Annotated in this window: 24 protein-coding genes; 14 read left to right on the top strand and 10 right to left on the bottom strand. The window is 67.8% G+C overall.

Going from position 1 to position 21,363, the window contains the following annotated elements; translation table 11 throughout:
* Positions 1-46: 46 nt before the first annotated feature.
* Both DI041_RS07870 and DI041_RS07865 read left to right on the top strand, forming a co-directional pair.
* Positions 47-1,018: an FAD:protein FMN transferase gene (locus DI041_RS07870; RefSeq protein WP_046987129.1), complete on the top strand. Its 972-nt coding sequence runs from the start codon at positions 47-49 to the stop codon at positions 1,016-1,018.
* Positions 1,015-2,619, top strand: a complete 1,605-nt coding sequence (locus DI041_RS07865) for a sulfite reductase subunit alpha (RefSeq protein ID WP_136638371.1) — start codon at positions 1,015-1,017, stop codon at positions 2,617-2,619. Before DI041_RS07870 ends, DI041_RS07865 begins: the two co-directional genes overlap by 4 nt.
* An 87-nt stretch (positions 2,620-2,706) precedes the next feature.
* On the opposite strand, the gene DI041_RS07860 is transcribed toward DI041_RS07865, so the two are convergent.
* From DI041_RS07860 to DI041_RS07845, 4 genes are all read right to left on the bottom strand, one after another.
* The gene (locus DI041_RS07860; RefSeq protein WP_046987127.1) at positions 2,707-3,318 is read right to left on the bottom strand and encodes a HutD/Ves family protein; all 612 of its coding nucleotides are present in this window, start codon (positions 3,316-3,318) and stop codon (positions 2,707-2,709) included.
* Between the two features lie 34 nt (positions 3,319-3,352).
* Positions 3,353-4,078: a murein L,D-transpeptidase catalytic domain family protein gene (locus tag DI041_RS07855; protein ID WP_012510304.1), complete on the bottom strand. Its 726-nt coding sequence runs from the start codon at positions 4,076-4,078 to the stop codon at positions 3,353-3,355.
* 18 nt (positions 4,079-4,096) lie between these two features.
* On the bottom strand, positions 4,097-5,182 hold the full coding sequence (locus DI041_RS07850; RefSeq protein WP_136638370.1) for a L,D-transpeptidase: 1,086 nt from the start codon (positions 5,180-5,182) through the stop codon (positions 4,097-4,099).
* A gap of 352 nt (positions 5,183-5,534) precedes the next feature.
* Positions 5,535-5,846 (bottom strand): ComEA family DNA-binding protein, encoded by a 312-nt coding sequence (locus DI041_RS07845; RefSeq protein WP_248298439.1) that lies wholly within the window; start codon positions 5,844-5,846, stop codon positions 5,535-5,537.
* A gap of 214 nt (positions 5,847-6,060) precedes the next feature.
* On the opposite strand from DI041_RS07845, the gene DI041_RS07840 reads away from it, so the two are divergent.
* From DI041_RS07840 to murU, 4 genes are all read left to right on the top strand, one after another.
* Positions 6,061-7,554 carry a M20 family metallopeptidase gene (locus tag DI041_RS07840; RefSeq protein WP_136638432.1) on the top strand — a complete coding sequence of 498 codons (1,494 nt, stop codon included), beginning with the start codon at positions 6,061-6,063 and terminating at the stop codon, positions 7,552-7,554.
* Positions 7,555-7,624: 70 nt separating this feature from the next.
* Positions 7,625-7,894, top strand: coding sequence for a GlsB/YeaQ/YmgE family stress response membrane protein (locus tag DI041_RS07835; protein WP_088024918.1), 270 nt, complete (start codon positions 7,625-7,627; stop codon positions 7,892-7,894).
* A gap of 64 nt (positions 7,895-7,958) precedes the next feature.
* Positions 7,959-8,984, top strand: a complete 1,026-nt coding sequence (locus DI041_RS07830; RefSeq protein WP_136638369.1) for an aminoglycoside phosphotransferase family protein — start codon at positions 7,959-7,961, stop codon at positions 8,982-8,984.
* Complete coding sequence (murU, locus tag DI041_RS07825; protein WP_136638368.1) at positions 8,981-9,691, top strand: N-acetylmuramate alpha-1-phosphate uridylyltransferase MurU; 711 nt, start codon at positions 8,981-8,983, stop codon at positions 9,689-9,691. The genes DI041_RS07830 and murU overlap by 4 nt, the downstream gene beginning before the upstream one ends.
* Before the next feature lie 534 nt (positions 9,692-10,225).
* On the opposite strand, the gene hda is transcribed toward murU, so the two are convergent.
* From hda to DI041_RS07810, 3 genes are read right to left on the bottom strand one after another with little or no spacing between them, the layout of a single operon-like run.
* Positions 10,226-10,933, bottom strand: a complete 708-nt coding sequence (hda, locus tag DI041_RS07820; RefSeq protein ID WP_046982523.1) for a DnaA regulatory inactivator Hda — start codon at positions 10,931-10,933, stop codon at positions 10,226-10,228.
* On the bottom strand, positions 10,933-12,102 hold the full coding sequence (locus tag DI041_RS07815) for an AI-2E family transporter (protein WP_046982522.1): 1,170 nt from the start codon (positions 12,100-12,102) through the stop codon (positions 10,933-10,935). The genes hda and DI041_RS07815 overlap by 1 nt, the downstream gene beginning before the upstream one ends.
* Positions 12,099-13,238 (bottom strand): DUF2066 domain-containing protein, encoded by a 1,140-nt coding sequence (locus tag DI041_RS07810; protein ID WP_046982521.1) that lies wholly within the window; start codon positions 13,236-13,238, stop codon positions 12,099-12,101. Before DI041_RS07810 ends, DI041_RS07815 begins: the two co-directional genes overlap by 4 nt.
* Before the next feature lie 99 nt (positions 13,239-13,337).
* Here DI041_RS07810 and purM point away from each other — a divergent pair, with 99 nt between their 5' ends.
* The 7 genes from purM (at position 13,338) to DI041_RS07775 (ending at position 18,261) form a co-directional block, all read left to right on the top strand.
* The gene (gene purM, locus DI041_RS07805; protein WP_136640043.1) at positions 13,338-14,396 is read left to right on the top strand and encodes a phosphoribosylformylglycinamidine cyclo-ligase; all 1,059 of its coding nucleotides are present in this window, start codon (positions 13,338-13,340) and stop codon (positions 14,394-14,396) included.
* 22 nt (positions 14,397-14,418) lie between these two features.
* Positions 14,419-14,907, top strand: coding sequence for a hypothetical protein (locus DI041_RS07800; RefSeq protein ID WP_136640042.1), 489 nt, complete (start codon positions 14,419-14,421; stop codon positions 14,905-14,907).
* Positions 14,904-15,326: a hypothetical protein gene (locus DI041_RS07795; protein WP_136640041.1), complete on the top strand. Its 423-nt coding sequence runs from the start codon at positions 14,904-14,906 to the stop codon at positions 15,324-15,326. Before DI041_RS07800 ends, DI041_RS07795 begins: the two co-directional genes overlap by 4 nt.
* 41 nt (positions 15,327-15,367) lie before the next feature.
* Positions 15,368-16,030: a DUF2238 domain-containing protein gene (locus DI041_RS07790; protein ID WP_136640040.1), complete on the top strand. Its 663-nt coding sequence runs from the start codon at positions 15,368-15,370 to the stop codon at positions 16,028-16,030.
* Positions 16,027-16,686 (top strand): phosphoribosylglycinamide formyltransferase, encoded by a 660-nt coding sequence (purN, locus tag DI041_RS07785; protein ID WP_136640039.1) that lies wholly within the window; start codon positions 16,027-16,029, stop codon positions 16,684-16,686. The genes DI041_RS07790 and purN overlap by 4 nt, the downstream gene beginning before the upstream one ends.
* Before the next feature lie 67 nt (positions 16,687-16,753).
* Positions 16,754-17,575, top strand: a complete 822-nt coding sequence (locus tag DI041_RS07780; protein ID WP_136640038.1) for a DUF3108 domain-containing protein — start codon at positions 16,754-16,756, stop codon at positions 17,573-17,575.
* A gap of 2 nt (positions 17,576-17,577) precedes the next feature.
* Complete coding sequence (locus DI041_RS07775) at positions 17,578-18,261, top strand: DUF3108 domain-containing protein (RefSeq protein WP_046982514.1); 684 nt, start codon at positions 17,578-17,580, stop codon at positions 18,259-18,261.
* Between the two features lie 121 nt (positions 18,262-18,382).
* Here the strand turns inward: DI041_RS07775 and DI041_RS07770 are convergent, their stop codons facing one another.
* The 3 genes from DI041_RS07770 to DI041_RS07760 are packed head-to-tail and all read right to left on the bottom strand — an operon-like array spanning position 18,383 to position 20,232.
* On the bottom strand, positions 18,383-18,712 hold the full coding sequence (locus DI041_RS07770; protein ID WP_046982513.1) for a hypothetical protein: 330 nt from the start codon (positions 18,710-18,712) through the stop codon (positions 18,383-18,385).
* On the bottom strand, positions 18,709-19,980 hold the full coding sequence (gene murA / locus DI041_RS07765; protein WP_136640037.1) for a UDP-N-acetylglucosamine 1-carboxyvinyltransferase: 1,272 nt from the start codon (positions 19,978-19,980) through the stop codon (positions 18,709-18,711). The genes DI041_RS07770 and murA overlap by 4 nt, the downstream gene beginning before the upstream one ends.
* Before the next feature lie 21 nt (positions 19,981-20,001).
* On the bottom strand, positions 20,002-20,232 hold the full coding sequence (locus DI041_RS07760; RefSeq protein ID WP_012510288.1) for a BolA family protein: 231 nt from the start codon (positions 20,230-20,232) through the stop codon (positions 20,002-20,004).
* A 54-nt stretch (positions 20,233-20,286) separates the two neighbouring features.
* Here DI041_RS07760 and DI041_RS07755 point away from each other — a divergent pair, with 54 nt between their 5' ends.
* Positions 20,287-21,288 carry a KpsF/GutQ family sugar-phosphate isomerase gene (locus DI041_RS07755; RefSeq protein ID WP_136640036.1) on the top strand — a complete coding sequence of 334 codons (1,002 nt, stop codon included), beginning with the start codon at positions 20,287-20,289 and terminating at the stop codon, positions 21,286-21,288.
* Positions 21,289-21,363: the final 75 nt, after the last annotated feature.

The raw sequence follows: 21,363 nt of genomic DNA, 5'->3' as shown, positions 1-21,363 counted from the left end.
ACCGCGATGCCGGGCAGACCCGGCATCGCATCTACAGCACACCACCATGACCGATCTCCTGCTCGACATCGCCCGCCTCGGTGGCACCACCATGGGCACCACCTGGAGCGTGTCGCTGGTCGCGCCGCCCCAGCGCGACCTGCATCCGCTGCATGCCGGCATCCAAGCGCGGCTGGATGAGGTGGTCGCGCAGATGAGCACCTGGGAACACGGTTCGGATCTGAGCCGCTACAACCGCGCCGACGCTGGCCAATGGTGCGTGCTGCCGGCCGAGACCCGCCACGTTCTGGCCTGCGCACAGGCCATCGCTTCCGCCAGTGGCGGCGCCTTCGATCCCACCATCGGCCCGCTGGTGGCGCTGTGGGGTTTCGGCGCACACGCCGGTGAACGCACTCAGCCCGATCCCGCACGCCTGCAGGCCACGCGCGATCGCTGCGGTTGGCAGCGCTTGCAGTGGCAGGACGATGCGCTGCTGCAACCGGGCGGGCTGGAACTGGATCTCTCTGCTATCGCCAAGGGCTTCGGCGTCGATCACGTCGCTGCCTGGCTGCGTGGACAGGGTATCTCTGCTGCGCTGATCGAAGTCGGCGGCGAACTGGCCGGCTACGGCCGCAAGCCGGACGGCCAGCCGTGGCGGGTGCTGGTGGAGTCCGCACCCGAAGAAGACGCGCACACTGATACCCCGCCACGGGTGCTGGCGCTGGACGGCAAGGCGGTGGCCACCTCCGGCGATCGCTGGCATCAGTACCAGGCCGATGGCGAGGCCTACAGCCACAGTCTCGACCCACGTACCGGCATACCGGTGCGCCAGGTTGCGGCTGCGGTAACCGTGGTGGCCGACGATGCGATGCACGCCGATGCCTGGGCCACGGCACTGACCGTGCTCGGCCGTGACGCGGGCATGGCACTGGCCGAGCGCGAAGGACTGGCTGCGCGCTACCTGCAACGCGCAGCGGATGGTCCACGCGAATTCCTCAGCAGCGCCTTCCAGCACCTGCTCGACGAGCAGGGCGCATGAGCACCCGTCCGTCGCGCGCGTGGCTCGGCAACGCTCTGGTGCTGTTCCTGCTGGCAGTGATCGGCTGGGTGCTGTTGCGCCTGCACCTGGGCGAGGCCTGGTGGCAGGGCGCGCCGCCGGCGCGGCAATCGCAGATCGCAGTGCTCGCCACGGCGCTGTATGCGCTGGCCTGCGCGGCCCTGTGGTGGCGCGGGCGCGCGCGCGACGATGCCGCAACCGGAGACACCCCACCGATCTTGCTGGTCTGGTCCAGCCAGACCGGCTTCGCGCGTGAGCTGGCCGAGCGAAGCGCCGAGGCCCTGCGCGCTGCCGGCCTGCCGGTACGCGTGCGCGGCCTGCACGAAGTGGACACGGCGCTGCTGGCCAGCAGCCAGCGCGCGCTGTTCATCGCCAGTACCACCGGCGAAGGGGACCCGCCCGACCATGCCCTGCCCTTCCTGCGCGGGGTGATGACCATACCGCCGCCGCTGCAGCACCTGCACTACGGCGTGCTGGCTCTGGGTGATCGCAGCTATGGCCACTTCTGCGGATTCGGCCACCAGCTCGACCAGTGGCTGCGCCAGCACGGTGCGCATCCGCTGTTCGATGCGATCGAAGTCGACAACGCCGATCCGGCGGCGCTGCGTCATTGGCAGCAGTTGCTGGGTCTACTCGGTGGTGGTGCCAGCGAACTGCCGGACTGGAGCCCGGCCGAGTACCAACCGTGGACGCTGCTGCAACGCGAGCACCTGAACCCGGGCAGCCCCGGCGGCCCGGTGTACTGGTTGCGCCTGCAGCCTCCCGCTGGCGTCGACGTGCAGTGGCAGGCCGGCGACATCGCCGAGATTGGTCCGCAGCATGCATCGCACACCGTGCGTGCCTGGCTGGACGCACAACGATTCGATGCGGACACCATGCTGGATGACGGGCAGACACTGCTGGCCCGTGTCGCACGCTCGCACCTGCCTTCGCTGGTTCCACCGGGCGACCTGCCTGCGTTGCTGGCGACCCTGCAGCCATTGCCGCATCGCGAGTACTCGATCGCCTCGGTGATGACCGACGGTGCGGTCGAGCTGCTGCTGCGCCGTCAGCTGCGCGCCGATGGCACGCCCGGCATCGGCAGCGGCTGGCTGTGCGACTACGCAGCCATCGGAGAAGCGGTGCAGCTGCGCCTGCGCCGCAACGACAATTTCCACGGCGTGGCCGCCGACGTGCCGCTGCTGCTGATCGGCAATGGCACCGGCATCGCCGGCCTGCGCGCGCACCTGCACGAACGCACGCGCAATGGTGCACGGCGCACCTGGCTGCTGTTCGGTGAGCGCACCGCCGCGCACGACTTCCACTTCGGTGAAGAACTGCAGGCGATGCTGGCCGACGGCAGGCTGGCGCGGCTGGATGCGGTGTTCAGCCGCGATGGCGACGCGCACCGCTATGTACAAGACCGGCTGCTGGCCGAAGCGGCAACGCTTCGCCAGTGGGTCGATGAAGGCGCGACGATCCTGGTCTGCGGCAGCCTGCAGGGCATGGCCCCGGCGGTGGATGCAGTGATCGAGCAGGTGCTGGGTGCCGCGGGCAAGGAAGCGCTGCTGCTGGCCAGTCGTTACCGGCGCGATGTGTATTGAGGTCGCCGCCTTCTGGTGGGTGCGAACCTTGGTTCGCACCGTGACGCGGTGTCGGTGGCCGCATTCACGCACGGCTCGACTACACGGTCATGCCGCCATTGCCGCGCTGACCCGTATCGCCAACAACTCGCCGCCTCCCTGCAGCGCATGCCGTTGCCGCTCACCGGCCGCCAACCACGCGGTATCGCCCGCCTGCAGCGCCGGCAGGCCACTGTCGGCACCAAACTCCGCCTGACCTGCCAGCAGATGCAGCGCCCAGGCCACACCCGGTTCGCAGAAGAAGAACATGGCGCCCACCAGCGGCCGGTGCAGCAGCTCGGCCTGCAGCAGCTCGCGCTTCCACATCAGGTTGAAGTCGTGGGTGGTGCCATCGACCAGTTCGCCGTGCAGCGCTTCCTCACCGGCAAAACGCACGCGCCCGTGCGGTGGCAGCACCTCGGCCACACGGCCAGCGTCGAAGCGAAGACGCACACCATTGCCCTGCAGCAGCACCAGCTCACGCTCCACGCCGGGGAAGGCAGAGAACGCGGCATCCTGCTCGATCTCGGCCACCGACAGGCGCAGCGCCCAGTCATCGCCCTGCGCCGGCAGGCGCAGGATCTCGCGGGTCCAGCCAAGTCCATTCCGCCAACGTTCGCGGCGGTAGTCCAGGCTGGAGATCACCTGGCTCGGAGTGTGCAGCAGGGAGTCGATGTTCATCCGCGCATTGCATCATGCCGCGCGCCGTCGTGCATCACCGCGTGGCGAGCGTGCCCTGGCCACCGCACTCGCCGGCCAGCAGCTGCGAGTGCTTCAACCAATCCTGGTCGGGGTAGTAAGCAAACACCATCGTGCCGCCACGCAACGCATCGATCAGCGGCTTGGCCACCGACAGCCGCACCGCCGGGCAACCCAGGCTGCGGCCCAGCCGCCCCTGCAGCTGCGCGGTAGCCGGGTTCACGTACGGCGCACCATGGATGACGATGGCTCGGTCACGCGCGCGGTCGTTGAAGCCCGGTTCCAGCCCGGCCAGGCGCAGCGAATAGCCGTTGCCGCCCATGTAGGTCTCCTGCGCGGTGAACGCGCCGAGGCTGGACATGAAACTGCCATCGCGGTTCGAGAAGTGCTCAGTGCGGTTCTCGCCGCTGTTGCGGCCATGCGCCACCCATTCCTCGAACAGCAGGCGCTGGTGGGCCAGGTCGAACACCCACAGGCGCGGCTCGGTGGACGGCCGCGAATAGTCGATCACGCTGAGGCGATCGCCATTGATGCCCAGCTCCGGCCGCTGCAGCGCGCAGCGCATGGCGTGCGCCGCCAACTGCAACACGTGGCGGTCGGCCTTGGGCGCACTGCGCGACAGCAAGGCAGCCAGATCATCGGCGCTGGTGGCAAGGGCGGGCGTCTGTGCCAGCGCCGGGGCGCTGGCCGAGGTCGCCAGCAGGCCGAACGCGGCCAGCCGGCACAGGCGGGATGCAGTCATGGGCACAACAGGGGGGACTCAGTTGCCCTTGAGGGTGGACCCTGGCGGCTCGGATTCCAAGACCGGCTGCATTCCGGATTCAGCCGGGCTTGGGCGGACCGCCGGCAGCGAGGTCACCAGCAGGGTCGTGCCCGGCACCAGCACCTGGTACAGCTGGCGGGCGAAATCGGCCGGCAGCGCCATCGGCAGCGAGGGCGTGGCCAGCAGGTCCGGGGTGGCCTGGGCACGGTCCTGGCCCAGCAGCGGATAGGCCGTCCACTGGTGCAGGCGCTGGTTCACGTCCAGCGGGCTGGGTGTGTCGCTGTAACCCTGCCCCATCACGAACAGCGTGGTGCCCTGGAAGGCCGGCAGGGCGTCGGCCTTCAGTGGCGACTCGCCGATCATCACGCCATCGCGCAGCACGTACAGGCGCTGGTCGTGCAGGCTGACCAGGATGCCGACCTGCCCCGCCGGCGCCGCGCTGTCGTTCCACCAGGCCTGCACCGGCGCCCCACCCTCGGTCTCCGGCAGGGCCTGGCCGCGCGCGTTGACCGGCGCCAGCACCGACGGATAGGCCAGGGTCATCGGCGAGCTCTTGGCATCGGCCACGACCACGGTGTCGCCGCGCTGGGTTTCACTGAACAGCTTCTGCGCGAAAGCCTGCGGCAGCCGCACGCAGCCGTGCGAGGCCGGATGCCCGGGCAGGCTGCCGCCATGCAGGGCGATGCCGTCCCAGGTCAGCCGCTGCATGTACGGCATCGGCGCGCTGTTGTAGAGGTTGGACTTGTGGTCCTTGTCCTTCTGCAGGATGGTGAACACACCCGTTGGCGTCTCGTGCCCGGCCTTGCCCGAGCTGATCGTGGTCAGGCCGATGGCAATGCCGTTGCGGTACACGTAGGCGCGCTGTTCATCGAGGCTGACCACCAGCACGATCGGTCCGGTCGGCGAGATTTCCGGATGCCACAGGTACTCGCCCGGCTTCAGGTCGGTCGGTCCGCGCACTTCGGCGGTGCTGGCTGCGGCAGCTGCAGGTTTGGCAGCCGACGCCGGCGCAGCGGCATGGGCCAGCAGCGGCAACGCCAGTGCAAGGGCGAGCATCAGGGTGGTGGGGCGGTGCAGAAGCATCCAGCGGGTGTCCTTTCCATGCGGAGCGGCCACCGTACACCATCGGCCTGTGGTGGCCGCGGCAAAACCAGGCGCCGGAAATGAAACTGCCCGGCGACACAGCCATGTGTCGTACCGGGCAATCGTTACGTCCTTGTCGGCCTGCTGCCGCCCCCTCGCATCCTGCGCTGTGGGGGTAGCGTTGCATCCTGCACGCGGCCGCGTCTGTCCTGCTTGTATCTCAGCCCCTTCCACAGGTCTGTGATGCCACCATCCTGGTGATTGGTGCCGCGTCCTGCGGCGGTCGGTGGTCACGGCCTTCCTGTCCGCGACCGGTGAACCAGCTTCCTGCCGGTTCCGACGATTCCTGCTGTCAACGCCTGGGTACGGTTCGCACCGGTACCGATCCGGGTACCGGATCCGCCGGCAACAACCTGTTGCCTACGGTGATCCGCTGTCGATTCCGTTCGACGATTGCTTTCCCTATCCCCTTCACCTGCGTCAGGTCCTCGACGCGATGAAACGGGCCGTGTCTGCGCCGGTGCTCGACGATCGCCTCGGCCTTGGCGGCTCCGACCATCGTCAATCCCTGCTGCAGCGCCTGGACATCGGCGCGGTTGATGTCGATCGGTTCGGCGGCATGCGCCCCAGCGATCCACATGACCAGCACCAGTGCCCTCAACACGACACTCCAAGGCACGACGTGTATCTCCTTGTGATTCTGGCCGTCCCGACCGGCAATCCCGTCGGTAGGAACAGTGTCCGTCACCACATGCACACAGCCTATCGGTTTCCTGGATTTCTAAAAGCCAGCCAAATACCCGACGTGATGTAGGAAAAACCCTACCCGGGCCACAGGCGTAGAATGGCCGGATCAGCCCATGCAACCGGAGTTTCAGATGGACAGCGCCAAGCTCGGCCAATTCGTCAATGACAAGTGGGACAGCGAAATCGTCCCGCAGTTGGTCGACTACATCCGCATTCCCAACAAGTCGCCGATGTTCGACGCCAATTGGGTGCAGAACGGCTACATGGAACAGGCGGTCACGCTGATGGAGAACTGGGCCAAGGCCCAGCAGCTGCCCGGCCTGAAGGTTGAAGTGGTCCGCCTGGAAGGCCGTACCCCGCTGATCTTCCTGGAAATCCCGGCTACCGGCGCCGAAACCGGCGACGACACCATCCTGCTCTACGGCCACCTGGACAAGCAGCCGGAAATGACCGGCTGGGACGACGACCTTGGCCCGTGGACCCCGGTCCTGCGCGGCGACAAGCTGTATGGCCGCGGCGGTGCGGACGACGGCTACGCAATCTTCGGCTCGCTGGCCGCCGTGCTGGCGCTGCAGGCCCAGGGCCTGCCGCACGCCCGCTGCGTGGTGCTGATCGAAGCCTGTGAAGAGTCGGGCAGCTACGACCTGCCGGCCTACGTCGACCACCTGGCCGACCGCATCGGCAAGCCGTCGCTGGTGGTGTGCCTGGATTCGGGCTGCGCCAACTACGACCAGCTGTGGTGCACCACCTCGCTGCGCGGCCTGACCGGCGGCAATTTCACCGTGAAGGTGCTCAACGAAGGCGTGCATTCCGGCGATGCCTCCGGCGTGGTGCCGTCCAGCTTCCGCCTGCTGCGCCAGCTGCTGTCGCGCATCGAGGACCAGGACACCGGCCGCATCCTGATCGACGGCATGAACGTTGAAATTCCGGCCGAGCGCCAGGCGCAGGCCAAGCGCGCCGCCGAAGTGGTCGATACCGAGATCTTCGAGAAATTCCCGATGGTCGACGGCCTGCGTCCGATGAACGAGGACCTGACCGAGCTGGTGCTCAACCGCACCTGGCGCCCGGCGCTGTCGGTCACCGGCGTGGGTGGCATGCCGGCACTGGAATCGGCCGGCAACGTGCTGCGCCCGCAGACCTCGGTGAAGCTGTCGCTGCGCCTGCCGCCAACCGCCGACGGCAAGACCTGCGGCGAACTGCTGAAGGAAGCCCTGCTGCGCGATCCGCCGAACGGCGCCCAGGTCACCCTGGACCTGGAAAAGGCCTCCACCGGCTGGAACGCCCCGGCCATGGCACCGTGGCTGACCCAGGCCATCGACGACGCCAGCCAGGCCTTCTTCGGCAAGCCGGCGATGTACATGGGCGAAGGCGGCTCGATCCCGTTCATGGGCATGCTGGGTGAGAAATTCCCGGGCGCCCAGTTCATGATCACCGGCGTGCTCGGCCCGCACTCCAATGCGCACGGCCCGAACGAGTTCCTGCACATCCCGATGGGCAAGAAGGTCACGTCCTGCGTGTCCAAGGTGATCAGCGAGCACTATGCCGCCAGCCTGCGTGGCGAGACCAGCGGTTCGCCGGTGGCTGCCGACAGCGGCACCCGCCACGGCGACCACGGCTGCTGCTGAATCCGGCACACCGTGACGGACGCAGCCTGGCCTTGCTAGGCTGCGTCCACTCTTGGTGGAAATCGCACGCATGAATGGTCTGTTCGGCAGCAGCAGCTGGCTCTACATCATCCTGGTCGGCTTCTTCGTCGGCCTGCTCGGGCGTTTCTTCATGCCCGGCAACAACCGCATGGGCTGCCTGCTGACCATCGTACTGGGCATCCTCGGTGCGCTGCTGGCCGGCTGGTTCGGCCAGTACATGGGCTGGTACGCCGCCGGTGAGCCGGCCGGTTTCTTCGGTGCGGTGGTGGGCGCCGTCGTCGTGCTGGCGATCCTGCGTCTGTTCAGCGGTCGCCGCTGACCCTGCCCCTCCTTCCTTTCCTGTTGCCGACGTTGGCGCGCCCGGCGCGCCCGGATATGCCTGCATGACCGAACCCGCCTCCGATCCCCAGCGCAGCGCGCAGCGCCTGCAGTGGGCCCGTACCCAGCTCGATGATTCCAGTGCGGTGGTCGAACGCGCTTCGGTCGATGCCGGCATGCGCAGCTACTGGCGCACCACCAGCACGCGCGGCAGCCACATCGTGATGGACGCCCCGCCGGGGCTGGAAGATCCGCGCCCGTGGCTACGCATGCGCGGCCTGCTGCACGACAACGGCCTGCGCGTGCCCGCGCTGCTGGCACAGGATCTGGATGCCGGCTTCCTGCTGCTGGAAGATCTCGGCGGCCCGACCCTGGCGAAGATCCTCGACGAGCGCAACGCTGACGAATGGTTCGGCCGTTCGATCGAACAGCTGCTGCGCCTGCAGGCGATCCCGGTGCCGGCCGACTTCGGCCAGTTCGGTGAAGCGCTGCTGCAACGCGATGCCGGCCTGTTCGACGAATGGTTCCTGCAGCGCCACCTCCACCTGGAGCTGGACTGCGGCGAGATCGAAGGCCTGCAGCTGGTACACCGCCGGTTGATGGATAACGCCCTGGGCCAGGCGCAGCTGCTGACCCATCGCGATTACATGCCGCGCAACCTCATGCCGGTCGACGACGGTCCGGCGGTGCTGGATTTCCAGGACCTGGTGCGTGGTCCGATCGCCTACGACGCGATGAGCCTGTTCAAGGACGCATTCCTGAGCTGGCCACTGCAGCGCGTGGACGAGTGGCTGGCGCAGTACCACGAGCGTGCGCGCAGCGCTGGCCTGCCGGTGCCCGACCGCGCCACCTTCCTGCGCGATGCAGACTGGATGGGCATCCAGCGCCACGTGAAGATCCTCGGCCTGTTCTGCCGCCTGCGCTATCGCGACAACAAGGGCCATTACCTCGACGACGCGCCGCGCTTCATCACCTATCTGGATGAAGTGCTGCCGCGCTACCGCGAACTGGCGCCGCTGCAGCTGCTGCTCGAAGACCGCATCAAGCCGGCGCTGGCCGAGCTGGCGGCACCGATGCGCGTGGCCCGATGAAAGCACTGGTCTTTGCCGCCGGCCTGGGCGAGCGCATGCGCCCGCTGACCCTGCACACGCCCAAGCCGCTGCTGGAAGTGGCCGGCAAGCCGCTGATCGTCTGGCACCTGGAGCGCCTCGCGGCATTGGGTGTGCGCGAGGTGGTGGTCAACACCGCATGGCTGGCCGAGCAGTTCCCCGCGACGCTGGGGGATGGCAGCCAATGGGGCCTGCAACTGCATTTCCTGTACGAAGGGCCGACCCCGCTGGAAACCGGCGGCGGCATCCTCAACGCATTGCCGGTGCTGGGCGACGCCCCGTTCCTGGTCGTGAACGGCGACATCTGGACCGATTTCGATTTCGCCACGCTGCCGCGCGAGCCGCAGGGCCAGGCGCACCTGGTGCTGGTCGACAATCCGGTTCAGCACCCCGAAGGTGACTACCGCCTCGATGCGCAGGGGCTGCTGCACCACGACCGCGAAGGACCGTGCCTGACCTATGCCGGCATCGGCGTGTATCGCCCTTCCGTCGTGGCCGACTGGCGCACGGTGATCGGCGATGCGCCGGGCAGCGAGCGGATGCCGCCGAAGTTCTCGGTGGTGCCGCTGCAGAAGCATTTCATGGCGCAGGGGTTGATGAGCGGTCAGCACCATCGCGGGCGCTGGACCGATGTCGGCACCGTTGATCGCCTGCGTGCGTTGGATGTTGAGTTGGCTGCGAACGGCTGAGCCCCTCGTGGTTGGTCGCATCTGAAGCAGAAGCCTTGCTTGGCCGGGCGGGATGGGCTGCGCAGGGGACGCTGCAAGTACGTCCATGTAAGCTCGGTCGCCGCATCCATGCGGCTCACGCCCCTGCGCAACCCACCCCGCCCGGCCTCTGACAGTTTCCGTGTGCGTCCAACCACGGAAAAGAAAAAGAAAAGCAAAAGCGGGTCGCTTCGCTGCGCTTGCTCTGGTGACGACCAACGGTCGTCACCCACCACAAGCAAGACACGTGTCGACCAAGGTCGACACCCCCCAACAACAGTGCAGAACGCCGACACGGCAGATCGCGGGAACCTGTCGAAGGCGGGGTGGCTCAGGTTGCGGGGGCGTGAGCGCCATGGATGGCGCGACCGAGGCTACAGGGACGTACTTGCGCCGTCCCCCGCAACCTGAGCCACCCCGCCATCCCACGGATAGCGAGCTTTTGCTGTTGACGTTGAAGTTGACGTTGCCCTGGCTTCGGCGGGTGCAGGGCGCAGCCCTGCCGAACCACACCCCTCAGTAACGCGGCCGGCCTTCTTCCAGCACCTGGCGCAGGAACGGCACGGTGATCCGCCGCTTCGCCGCCAGCGACTCCCGGTCCAGCCAGTCCAGCAGCGTGATCAACCCACCCAGCTCGCGCCCGGTGTGCGACAGCAGCCACTCGATGGACGCTTCGTCGATGGCCAGGCCACGCCGCAGCGCACGCTCGCGCAGCACCGCTGCCCGCCCTTCCTCGTCCAGCGGCTGCAGCAGCACACGCACGCACTGGCCCAGCCGCGAACGCAGGTCGGGCAGTACCAGGCCCAGTTCTTCCGGCGCCTTCTGCGCGGTGTACAGCACGGTCACGCCCGCAGCGCGCGCGCGGTTGTGGAAATCGAACAGCGCGATCTCGTCCTCGCGGTTGCCGGCGACCTCGTCCAGGCCGTCCAGCGCCACCAGCTCGCGCGCCTCAAGCCCATCCAACGCCGCGCGTACGCGGCCGGCGGCGCTGGCCAGCGGTACGTAGGTCGGCAGTCGCCCGGCCTGCTCGGCGCTGGAGCACATCGCCAGCGCCTGGTGGGTCTTGCCCGTGCCCGCCGCGCCTTCCAGGTAGATCCAATCGTGGCTGGCGCCGACCGCGATCGCACGCAGCTGCGCCAGCGCGCCATCCGGCGCGCCGATGAATGTCTCCAGGCGCTGGTCCCTCGGGTAATGCAGGGCCAGCGGCAGTTGCGGCACACCCATCACTTCAGGTCGGGGCCCTTGTCGTTCGGAATGATGATATGGGGGGCATCGACCACGCCATCAAGCACGATCGCCGGCTTCTCACCCACGTACAGCTCGCTCTGGCGATAACGCTGGTGCGCGTAGCGCAGCAGCACGTTGGTCACCGCTGCCACCGGCAGCGCCAGCAGCATGCCAAGGAAGCCGAACAGCTGGCCACCGGCCATCACTGCGAAGATCACCGCTACCGGGTGCAGGCCGATCTTGTCGCCGACGATGCGCGGGGTCAGCACGTAGCTTTCCAGCAACTGGCCCACGGTGAACACCACGCCGACCAGGATCAGCAGCTTCAGGTCGAAGCCCTGCGCCTGCACCAGCGCGGCGACGATGGCCATCAGGATGCCGGTAGTCGCGCCCAGGTAGGGAATGAAACTGATCAGGCCGGCAATCAGTCCGATCAACAGGCCCAGCTTGAGGCCGACCAGCGACAGGCCACCGGCATAGATCACGCCCAGTGCCAGCATCACCAGGAACTGCCCGCGGATGAACGCACCGAGCACTTCGTTGGATTCGCGTGCCAGTGCGGAGATGGTGCCGATCTGGTTGCGCGGGATCACCGACGCGACCCGCTCGACCAGCTTGTCCCAGTCACGCAGGAAGTAGAACGCCAGGATCGGCAGCAGCAGGATGTTGACCACCCAGGTCACCATCGCAAAGCCCGAGCGCGAGACGTAACCCATGAACGTGGTGGCAAAGCCGCCCGCCTGCTGCCAGTGGCTGCGCACCCATTCGATCAGGCGGTCCGGATCCATCCACTGCATCACTTCCAGACCGGTCTTCTGCTCGAACCAGGGAATGCCCTTTTCCATCAGCCACGCCTGCGCCTGCGGCGCAACCGCGATCAGGGTGGTGATCTGGCGCTCGATCATCGGCACCAGCACCAGCAGCAGCGCCACGATCACCAGCACCATCGCCGCGAACACCAGCACCACGCCGGTCATGCGCGAGCGGCCGGTGGCCTCGATGCGGTCCACCAGCGGGTCGCCCAGCCAGGCCAGTGCCAACGCCAGCACGAACGGAGTCAGGATCGGGGCCAGCAGCCAGACGATCCAGCCGATCAGGCCGGCGAACAGGATGTACTTCAGCCGGCGCAGGAACTGCGCGATTTCCGCTTCCGGGGTCAGGGTCATCGCAGGCGGTACTCGTTGCTGACAGGCGGGGCCACCGGGGTACCGGTGGTGTCATCGATCGGCGTCGGCAGGGCCGGCAGCGGTGCGCTCGGCACCAGCACGCCACCGTCGCCGAGCATGCGATTGAAGCCGGCCAGGCCGGTGGTCATCTCCAGGCTCAGCTCCAGCTGGCCGGCCGAGGCATGCAGCGGGGTGACGTTGCGCACCACCGGCACCTCGCGCAGGCCAGCGGCCAGGCGCAGGTAGTCGTCGGCGCTGTTGATGCCGGTCACCACCACGCGGTAGGTCCCGGCCTGGCCGGTGGCCACGCCGGCCTTGGCATAGCGCTTGACCAGCGCGTCGGCGGCGCCGTCGGCACCGGCGGCCATCGCACGCATGGCGTTGGCGTCCTTGCTGGTCCACTTGTTCAGTTCACGGCCGTTGTCGACGAACACCCAGTCCGCCTGCCAGCCGCCATTGGCGCGGTACAGCTTGCCGATCAGCTGCATCGGCGGCGAGTAGCGCGAGGAGGCGCGGGCCACCGCGGCGCTGTCCTGGCGCCAGATGGCACCGGCCAGGGCCTGCTCGGCGGCACCGCCGCTGGGCAGGCCCAGCTTGTAGCCGCGTTCTATGGCGCGGTTCAGCAGCGGGCGCGCGGCGTTGGCCTGCTGCACGCTGACCAGGCGCGGGCCGCTGCCGTCGTCGACGGCCAGCCACAGCACCGGCTTCGGCCGCGGCTGCGGCCACAGCGGCAGGCCCAGCGCCGACACCAGCGAATCAACATCATCCTCGCGGAAGCGGGCGACCAGCAGCGTCCGGAAGCTTGGGGCGCCGCCGGCGCCCACGCTCTGGTCCTGCTTGTAGTCGTAGCTGGCCACGTAATCCTTGGCATTGCGCAGCGCCTGCACCACGCCGGGGCGGGACATGGCGTTGCGGTCGCCGGACAACTTGCCCAGCACCACGCTCAGGGCGCGGGCCAGGGCGCCGTTGCGATCGGCCTCGGCTTGGCTGTTGACGGGCACTTCGGCCTCGTACGCGCCACTGGCGGTGGCGACATCACCCTCGGTGCGAAGGCCGCTCTGGGCCATCGTGGCCACCGGCAGGCTCAGCGCAAGGAGCAGGGTCAAAATCAGGCTGCGGCGCATCAGGACATCCATTGGCTCGACGTATCCGGGGGAATTGTTGCCCGAATACGGCCTTTGCGCCAATGCGGCCTGTTAAAATCGCCCGTTCAACCCCTGCCAGCGCCGACGCCCGTGACCAACACCCCGTCTTCCGCCCCTTCCCCCCTCACCTACCGTGATGCGGGTGTCGACATCGACGCCGGCAACGAGCTGGTCGAGCGGATCAAGCCCCTGGTCAAGCGCAGCTTCCGCCCGGAAGTGATGGGCGGCCTGGGTGGCTTCGGCGCCCTGTTCGACCTGTCCAACAAGTACCGCGAGCCGGTACTGGTGTCGGGAACCGACGGCGTGGGCACCAAGCTGAAGCTGGCCCACCAGCTGAACCGCCACGATACGATCGGCATCGATCTGGTCGCCATGTGCGTGAACGACGTGCTGGTGCAGGGCGCCGAGCCGCTGTTCTTCCTGGACTACTTCGCCACCGGCAAGCTGGACATCGACACCGCCGCGGCGGTCGTGGGCGGCATCGCCAACGGCTGCACCGAGGCCGGTTGCGCGCTGATCGGCGGCGAAACCGCTGAAATGCCCGACATGTATGCCCCGGGCGAGTACGACCTGGCCGGCTTCACGGTGGCCGCGGTCGAGAAGAGCGAGCTGAAGGACGGCGCCAGCGTCGCCGCCGGTGACGTGCTGATCGGTATCGCCTCCTCCGGCCCGCACTCCAACGGCTACTCGCTGGTCCGCCGCATCTATGACCGCGCCGGCCGCCCGGCCGAGCTGGAGCTGGAGGGCGGCGTGAAGCTGGTCGACGCGCTGATGGCGCCGACCCGCCTGTACGTCAAGCCGATCCTGTCGCTGCTGAAGTCGCACGGCGCGGCTATCCACGGCATGGCCCACATCACCGGTGGCGGCCTGACCGAGAACATCATCCGCGTGGTACCTGAAGGCCTCGGCCTGGACATCCAGGCCTCGTCCTGGACCCTGCCGCCGGTGTTCCAGTGGCTGCAGAAGGAAGGCGCGGTGGCCGACAGCGAGATGTGGCGGACCTTCAACTGCGGCATCGGCTTCGTGCTGATCGTCGCAGCGGACCAGGTCGATGCCGTATCCGAGGCTGTCCAGGCCCAGGGCCTGGACCACTGGACCATCGGCCAGGTGGTCACCGCTGACGGCGCCGAGCGCGTCCACATCGGCTGATCCCGGCAACCCAGGAGCCCGCATGGACGCAACGCCCCCCTTGTCGCCCGCTCCGGTGCCGCCGCCGCTGGCGACGGTACCGGTGTTCAGTGCGCAGGATGCCGACCACCTGCGCATGCTGGCCATCGCGCACTATGTGGTCGGCGGCCTGATCGCGCTGTTCTCGCTGATCTTCATCATCCACATCGTGCTGGGCATCGCCGCGCTCACCGGCAACCTGCCGATGAATTCCGGCGGCCAGCCGTCGTCGCCTGCGGAGCAACGCCTGTTCGGCTGGATGTTCACCATCATCGGCTGCGTCATCGTGTTCGGTGGCGTCACCCTGGGCGCGTTCGTGGCCTATGCCGGCCGCTGCCTGACCCGTCGCCGCCGCTACCTGCTGTGCCTGATCGTGGCCGGCCTGGCCTGCCTGTTCGCGCCAGTCGGCACCGTACTGGGGGTGTTCAGCCTGATCACCCTGCTGCGCCCGCAGGTCAAGGCCGCCTTCGACCTGCCTGCCGCGGCCGCATGACCGCCTCCGGCAATCCGCCGCCGCTGCCGCGGCAGACCCTGGCGCAGCTGCAGCTGACCAGCCATCTGCAGACGCTGAAAGTGCTGTTCTACGCGTTGGCCGGCTTCCATTGGGTCGCCACAGTGGCCTTCCTCGGCCTCAGCGGCTGGGTGGCCCACTCGCGCGGGCTGGACGATGCCTGGATGCTGACCACGGTCTATGCCTCGATCGCCGTGCTGGCCATCGTGCTCGGCTTCGTGCAGCTGCATACCGCGCGTCTGTTGACGGCCGGCACCGGGCTGGCCTGGTGCCGGCGCGCGGCGTGGCTGGCGGTGCTGGCCGGTCCGCTGGGCATGGCGCTGGCCGCCTATGCATGGGTGTTCCTCGGCAAGCCGGAAATGGCTGCGCTGTTCGACCGCGGCGACCACCTCAGCGTCTGAGCCGGCAGGCAGACGAACCATCCCCCTTCGATCGACCCGACATGTCCTCGCCTGCCATCGCTACCACCGCCGCTGCAAGCGCCTACCGTTTCTCCGGCCCCAAGAAGCTGGCCTTCGCCGCCGTACTGGCGGTGTTCGCGATCAGCTGGATCCATCCGCTGTGGCCGATCGAGCAAGCCCTGCACAGCACGCTGACCGTGATCGGCCTGGCCGCACTGCTGTGGGTCGACCGTCGTGGCGGTTGGCTGGGCAATGGCGCCTTCATCGCGATCTGCGGCTTCATCGCCCTGCACTGCGTGGCAGCGCGCTGGCTGTATTCCAACGTACCCTATGACGCGTGGTCGCAGGCGTTGTTCGGCTGGTCGCCCAACGCGGCGTTCGGCTGGCAGCGCAATCACTTCGACCGCCTCATCCACTTCCTGTTCGGCGTCTGCTTCACCCCCGCCCTGCTGCAGCTGGCCCGCCACGCCTGGCCGGCGCTGCGGGTGGGCCAGGCCTTCACCCTGGCGGTGATGACGGTGATGTGTGCCAGCCTGGTCTACGAGTGGTTCGAGTGGGCCATCGCGCTGGCCCTGTCGCCGGATGCCGCCGAGGCCTACAACGGCCAGCAGGGCGACATGTGGGACGCGCATGCCGACATGCTGATGGCCACCGTGGGCAGCCTGCTGACCTGGCCGCTGATCCGCCGGAGTTCGCTGCAATGACCACCCCTACCCGTATCGCCGTGCTCGCCTCTGGCCGCGGCAGCAACCTGCAGGCCATCCTCGATGCCATCGGCAGCGGGCGCCTGCCGGCTGAAGTGGTCGGCGTGTTCTCCGATCGCCCCACCGCGGAGGCGCTGCAACGCGTGGCACCGGCACTGCGCTGGGCGCATGCACCAAAGGAATTCAGCGACCGCGACGCCTACGAGCAGGCACTGAGTGATGCGCTGGCCGCGGTCGCACCGGACTGGATCATCTGTGCCGGCTACATGCGCATTCTCGGCGCTGGCTTCGTGCAGCGCTTCGATGGCCGCCTGGTCAACATCCACCCGTCGCTGCTGCCGCTGCACAAGGGCCTGGACACGCATGCACGGGCCCTGCAGGCCGGCGATGCCGAGCACGGTGCCAGCGTGCACCTGGTGGTGCCAGAGCTGGACGCCGGCGCCGTGCTGGCCCAGGTGCGTGTCCCGGTGCAGCCGGGCGATGACGCGGACAGCCTGGCCGCGCGCGTGCTGGCGGTGGAGCATCCGCTGCTGATCGCCACGCTGCAGCTGCTGTGCGGCGGCCGCCTGGCTGAACGGGAGGGACAACCCTGGCTCGACGGTCACCCCCTGTTTAGTCCATTGGCCCTAGATTCCGCCGGTAACCTGAACCGGTAAACCCTTTGCACACGCCCCGCTGACTGCGGGGCTGGCATCCTGCCTCCTCCTGCGGTCCCTGTCCTCCATGAAGACCACGACCCTGTTGTCCACTTCACTGCTGTTGTCGCTTGCCGTGCTTCCCGCCGTGGGCTGGAGCCAGGCGCAGGCGCCTGCCGCTTCGCCAGCACCAGTGCCCGTGGTGCAGCCGCCCGCCGAACCGGCCGTACCGATGCCGGCGGCGCTGGCCTGGGAGCCGCCGCCGCTGCAGCCGTTCAGCGCCACTTACCAGGCCTTCTACAAGGGCAAGGAGGCCGGCGATGCCAGCATGCAGGTCACCCATACCGGCGGCAGCCAGTGGCGGGTGGACATGCAGGTGGTCGGTCGCCGCGGCTTCGCCAGCGTGCTCGGCCTGAACATCGAACAAAGCACGGTGTTCGAGGAGCGCGGTGGCATCTATGCACCGCTCAGCCAGAGCACCGTGCGCAAGGGCCTGTTCCTCGGCAAGAAGGCCGTGGGCACCTACAACTGGCAGGCCGGCACCGCACAGTGGACCGGTGACGTGAAGAAGGAACGCGCGCAACCGATCCCGCTGCAGGCCGGTGACCAGAGTGCGCTGCTGATCAATCTGGCGATCATGCGCGATGCCCGCCCGGGTGCCGCCATGCACTACCGCTACGTGGACATGGGCAAGGTCCGCCAGCACGACTACCAGGCCGCAGCACAGACCGAGAACGTCGAGGTCGGCGACCTGTCCTACAACGCGCTGCGGGTCTACCGGACCAACGGCGGCAACAACGAAACCATTCTCTGGATCGCCAACGGTGTCCCCACCCCGGTGCGCATCCTGCAACGCGAAGACGGCGAAGATCGCGTCGATCTGCGCCTGATCGAATACCAAGGAGTCTGAGCATGAACACCCTGACCCGCCCCCTCACCTGGATCGCAGCGGCCGCACTTACCGTGGCCAGCCTGCCGGCCATGGCGCTGGAACCGTTCAAGGCCGATTACCTGGCCAGCTACATGGGCATGCAGGCCAACGGCACCATGACCCTGGCCAGCGAAGGTGCCAACAAGTGGCGCTACAGCCTGCAGGTGAAGAACCAGCTGGCCGATCTCAGCCAGAGCACGGTGTTCGAGGAAGTGCGTGGCCAGCTGCGCCCGCTCAGCAGCCAGGACCGTTCTGCGCTGCTGGTGAAGAAGCGCAACGTGCAGGCCAACTACAACTGGAGCAGCAACCAGGCCACCTGGACCGGCGACATCAAGCCGGACCGCGCCGGACCGATCGCATTGAAGGCCGGTGACATGGACGCGTTGCTGATCAACCTGGCGATCGCCCGTGACCTGGCTGCTGGCAAGCCGCTGACCTATCGCATGGTCGACGAAGGCCGCATCAAGAACATGACCTACCGCGTGATCGGCAAGGAGTCGATCACCGTGGGCGGCAAGAGCTATGAAGCCACCAAGGTCTCGCGTGCCGACGGCAACAAGGAACTGATCGCCTGGATCGTGCCCGAGTTCCCGGTGCCGGCGCGCATGCTGCAGCGTGAAAGCGGCCGCGATGCGCTGGACCTGACCATCAGGGCGATGAACTGACCAGCAATCCGGTAGTGCCGGCCGCTGGCCGGCATTTTCGCGATGCTCCGCGAGGTTCATGGGGTTGCCGGCCAGCGGCCGGCACTACCGAAAAGAAACGCCCGCTTTCGCGGGCGTTTTCTTATTTCTTCGCTTCAGCCGGCTTCTGTTCCTCGGCCGGCTTGAACTCGGTCCGGCAATCCACCCGGATCTGCTCGCCGGTGCTGCGCCAGACGAAGGTCCGGCAATGGCGGCTGCCGTCCTGGTTGTCATTGACCGACACCGCATAGAACGACTGGATGATCTCGTCACGCGAGACCGTGCCGTCGCCGTTCCAGTCCATATCTTTCTGCTCGATGCCCTGGGTGATGGCCAGGTTGGCGTACCAGGCATAGCCCAGCCACGCCAGCACGATCAGCACCAGCACCAGCAGCGCCTTGCGACGCGGGCTGAACCTGCCGCGCAGGATCATGGCACGCGCCGGATGGTGGCACCGAGCGAAGACAGCTTCTCTTCGATGTTCTCGTAGCCACGATCAAGGTGGTAGATGCGGTCGATGGTGGTGTCGCCGCTGGCCATCAGCCCGGCCAGGATCAGCGAGGCCGACGCACGCAGGTCGGTGGCCATCACCGGCGCGCCGCTCAGGTGTTCGTTGCCACGCACGATGGCGGTATGCCCTTCGACCTGGATGTCCGCGCCCAGCCGCAGCAGTTCGTTGACGTGCATGAAACGGTTCTCGAAGATCGTTTCGTTGATCACGCCGACGCCGTCGGCCACGCAGTTGAGCGCCATGAACTGCGCCTGCATGTCGGTCGGGAACGCAGGGTACGGCGCGGTGGTGAGGTTGACCGCCTTCGGTCGCTTGCCCTGCATGTCCAGGGTGATGGTGTCTTCGGTGGTCTCGATCTTCGCGCCCGCCTCGACCAGCTTGGACAGCACTGCGTCCATGGTGTTCGGGCGCGCACGGTTGACCGTGACTTTGCCACCGGTCATCGCCGCGGCCACCAGGAAGGTGCCGGTCTCGATGCGGTCGGGCAGCACTTCGTGGCGGCCACCGGACAGGCGCTCGACGCCTTCGATGACCAGGCGGGCGGTGCCCAGGCCTTCGATCTTCGCGCCCAGCGCGATCAGGCAGTGCGCCAGATCGGTCACTTCCGGTTCCATCGCGCAGTTGTCGAGGATGGTGGTGCCTTCAGCCAGCACCGCGCCCATCAGCACGTTCTCGGTGCCGGTGACGCTGACCATGTCGAAGGTGAAGTGCCCACCCTTCAGGCGCTTGGCGGTGGCCTTGATGAAGCCGTTCTCGACCACGATCTCGGCACCCAGGGCCTGCAGGCCCTTGATGTGCTGGTCGACCGGACGCGAACCGATCGCGCAGCCGCCCGGCAGCGATACTTCCGCCGCGCCGAAGCGGGCCAGCAGCGGGCCCAGCACCAGGATCGAGGCGCGCATGGTCTTGACCAGCTCATACGGTGCCACGTGCTGGTTGACCGAACGCGGGTCGACCACGATCGCGCTGCCGCGCGACAGGGTGCCCTGGTCGATGGTCACTTTCGCGCCCAGTTCGCCCAGCAGCTTCACGGTGGTGACCACGTCGTGCAGGTGCGGCACGTTGGTGATCTCCACCGGCTCGTCGGCCAGCAGGGTCGCGCAGAGAATGGGGAGGACGGCGTTCTTGGCGCCGGAGATGCTCACTTCACCGTGCAGCGCAGCGCCGCCGGTCACAACGATCTTGGCCATGTATTCGGGATCTTCTGCGGTTCAGCCGGCTTCGGCCGGGGTCACGGTTTTCAGTGCCAGCGCGTGGATCGCGCCGCCCATCAGGTCGCCCAGAGTGGCATACACCATGCGATGGCGTGCCAGCGGCATCTTGCCGGCGAAGGCGTCACAGACCACGGTCGCTTCGAAATGCACGCCATCGTCGCCCTGCACGTCGGCGCGGGCGCCGGGCAGGCCGGTTTCGATCAGATTGCGGATGGTGTCGGCGTCCAACGGGCTTTCCTAATAAAATGTACGTCCATTCTACTTCCGCTGCGTGGCGTCCGCATGGCCGAATCCCTGTTGCCCCCCCGTTCCGTCGACCCTGCCGGCCTGGTCGCCAGTGGCCGCCGCGTGTTCGAGATCGAGCGGCAGGCGCTGGATGCCGTGGCCGACCGCCTCGGCGAGGCCTTCCAGCAGGCCTGCCAGGCGATCCTGGGCAGCCGCGGCCGGGTGGTCGCCACCGGCATGGGCAAGTCCGGGCATATCGCCCGCAAGATCGCCGCCACCCTGGCCTCCACCGGGACCCCGGCCTTCTACGTGCACCCTGGCGAGGCCGGTCATGGCGACCTCGGCATGATCACCGAGGACGACGTAGTGCTGGCGCTGTCCTATTCGGGTGAGTCGGACGAGGTGCTGATGCTGCTGCCGGTGCTCAAGCGCCAGGGCAACGTGCTGATTTCCATGACCGGGCGCCCGCAGTCCAGCCTGGGCACCGCCGCTGACATCCATCTGGACGTCAGCGTGCCGGCCGAGGCCTGCCCGCTGGCGCTGGCCCCGACCTCCAGCACCACCGCCTCGCTGGCGATGGGTGATGCGCTGGCGGTGGCCCTGCTCGACGCGCGCGGCTTCACCGCCGATGACTTCGCCCGCTCGCACCCGGCCGGCAGCCTCGGCCGCCGCCTGCTGCTGCACATCACCGACGTCATGCACACCGGCGAAGACCTGCCCAGCGTCGGCGCCGACGCCAGCCTCAGCGAAGCCCTGATGGAGATGAGCCGCAAACGGCTCGGCATGACCGCCGTGGTCGACGCGGACGGCGTGCTGATCGGCCTGTTCACCGATGGTGACCTGCGCCGTGCGCTGGACAGTGCACTGGATGTGCGCACGGCGAAGATCGCCGATGTGATGACCCGCAACCCGCGCACCATCGGTGCCGACCAGCTGGCAGTCGAAGCCGCGCGCCTGATGGAGACCCACAAGATCACCGGCCTGATCGTGGTCGATGGCCAGGGCCGGGCGGTCGGTGCCCTGAACATTCATGACCTGTTGCGGGCCCGGGTGGTTTAACCGACAGTCCGTAGACCCCATTCAGTCTGTAACGCCGCACCCGCCCCCACCGAGCCTGTCGCCCTGATGCCCTGG

The organism is Stenotrophomonas maltophilia, from assembly GCF_004920835.1.
In the GTDB taxonomy this organism is placed as follows: domain Bacteria; phylum Pseudomonadota; class Gammaproteobacteria; order Xanthomonadales; family Xanthomonadaceae; genus Stenotrophomonas; species Stenotrophomonas maltophilia_AQ.
The sequence above is the reverse complement of the archived record's forward strand: the minus strand, read 5'-3'. Positions and strand labels throughout refer to the sequence as shown.

Bases quoted from the DNA above. Each gene is read 5' to 3' on its own strand.
- DI041_RS07870 (WP_046987129.1), top strand. From the start codon at position 47: ATGACCGATCTCCTGCTCGACATCGCCCGCCTCGGTGGCACCACCATG.
- DI041_RS07865 (WP_136638371.1), top strand. From the start codon at position 1,015: ATGAGCACCCGTCCGTCGCGCGCGTGGCTCGGCAACGCTCTGGTGCTG.
- DI041_RS07860 (WP_046987127.1), bottom strand. From the start codon at position 3,318: ATGAACATCGACTCCCTGCTGCACACTCCGAGCCAGGTGATCTCCAGC.
- DI041_RS07855 (WP_012510304.1), bottom strand. From the start codon at position 4,078: ATGACTGCATCCCGCCTGTGCCGGCTGGCCGCGTTCGGCCTGCTGGCG.
- DI041_RS07850 (WP_136638370.1), bottom strand. From the start codon at position 5,182: ATGCTTCTGCACCGCCCCACCACCCTGATGCTCGCCCTTGCACTGGCG.
- DI041_RS07840 (WP_136638432.1), top strand. From the start codon at position 6,061: ATGGACAGCGCCAAGCTCGGCCAATTCGTCAATGACAAGTGGGACAGC.
- DI041_RS07835 (WP_088024918.1), top strand. From the start codon at position 7,625: ATGAATGGTCTGTTCGGCAGCAGCAGCTGGCTCTACATCATCCTGGTC.
- DI041_RS07830 (WP_136638369.1), top strand. From the start codon at position 7,959: ATGACCGAACCCGCCTCCGATCCCCAGCGCAGCGCGCAGCGCCTGCAG.
- murU (WP_136638368.1), top strand. From the start codon at position 8,981: ATGAAAGCACTGGTCTTTGCCGCCGGCCTGGGCGAGCGCATGCGCCCG.
- hda (WP_046982523.1), bottom strand. From the start codon at position 10,933: ATGGGTGTGCCGCAACTGCCGCTGGCCCTGCATTACCCGAGGGACCAG.
- DI041_RS07815 (WP_046982522.1), bottom strand. From the start codon at position 12,102: ATGACCCTGACCCCGGAAGCGGAAATCGCGCAGTTCCTGCGCCGGCTG.
- DI041_RS07810 (WP_046982521.1), bottom strand. From the start codon at position 13,238: ATGGATGTCCTGATGCGCCGCAGCCTGATTTTGACCCTGCTCCTTGCG.
- DI041_RS07800 (WP_136640042.1), top strand. From the start codon at position 14,419: ATGGACGCAACGCCCCCCTTGTCGCCCGCTCCGGTGCCGCCGCCGCTG.
- DI041_RS07795 (WP_136640041.1), top strand. From the start codon at position 14,904: ATGACCGCCTCCGGCAATCCGCCGCCGCTGCCGCGGCAGACCCTGGCG.
- DI041_RS07790 (WP_136640040.1), top strand. From the start codon at position 15,368: ATGTCCTCGCCTGCCATCGCTACCACCGCCGCTGCAAGCGCCTACCGT.
- purN (WP_136640039.1), top strand. From the start codon at position 16,027: ATGACCACCCCTACCCGTATCGCCGTGCTCGCCTCTGGCCGCGGCAGC.
- DI041_RS07780 (WP_136640038.1), top strand. From the start codon at position 16,754: ATGAAGACCACGACCCTGTTGTCCACTTCACTGCTGTTGTCGCTTGCC.
- DI041_RS07775 (WP_046982514.1), top strand. From the start codon at position 17,578: ATGAACACCCTGACCCGCCCCCTCACCTGGATCGCAGCGGCCGCACTT.
- DI041_RS07770 (WP_046982513.1), bottom strand. From the start codon at position 18,712: ATGATCCTGCGCGGCAGGTTCAGCCCGCGTCGCAAGGCGCTGCTGGTG.
- murA (WP_136640037.1), bottom strand. From the start codon at position 19,980: ATGGCCAAGATCGTTGTGACCGGCGGCGCTGCGCTGCACGGTGAAGTG.
- DI041_RS07755 (WP_136640036.1), top strand. From the start codon at position 20,287: ATGGCCGAATCCCTGTTGCCCCCCCGTTCCGTCGACCCTGCCGGCCTG.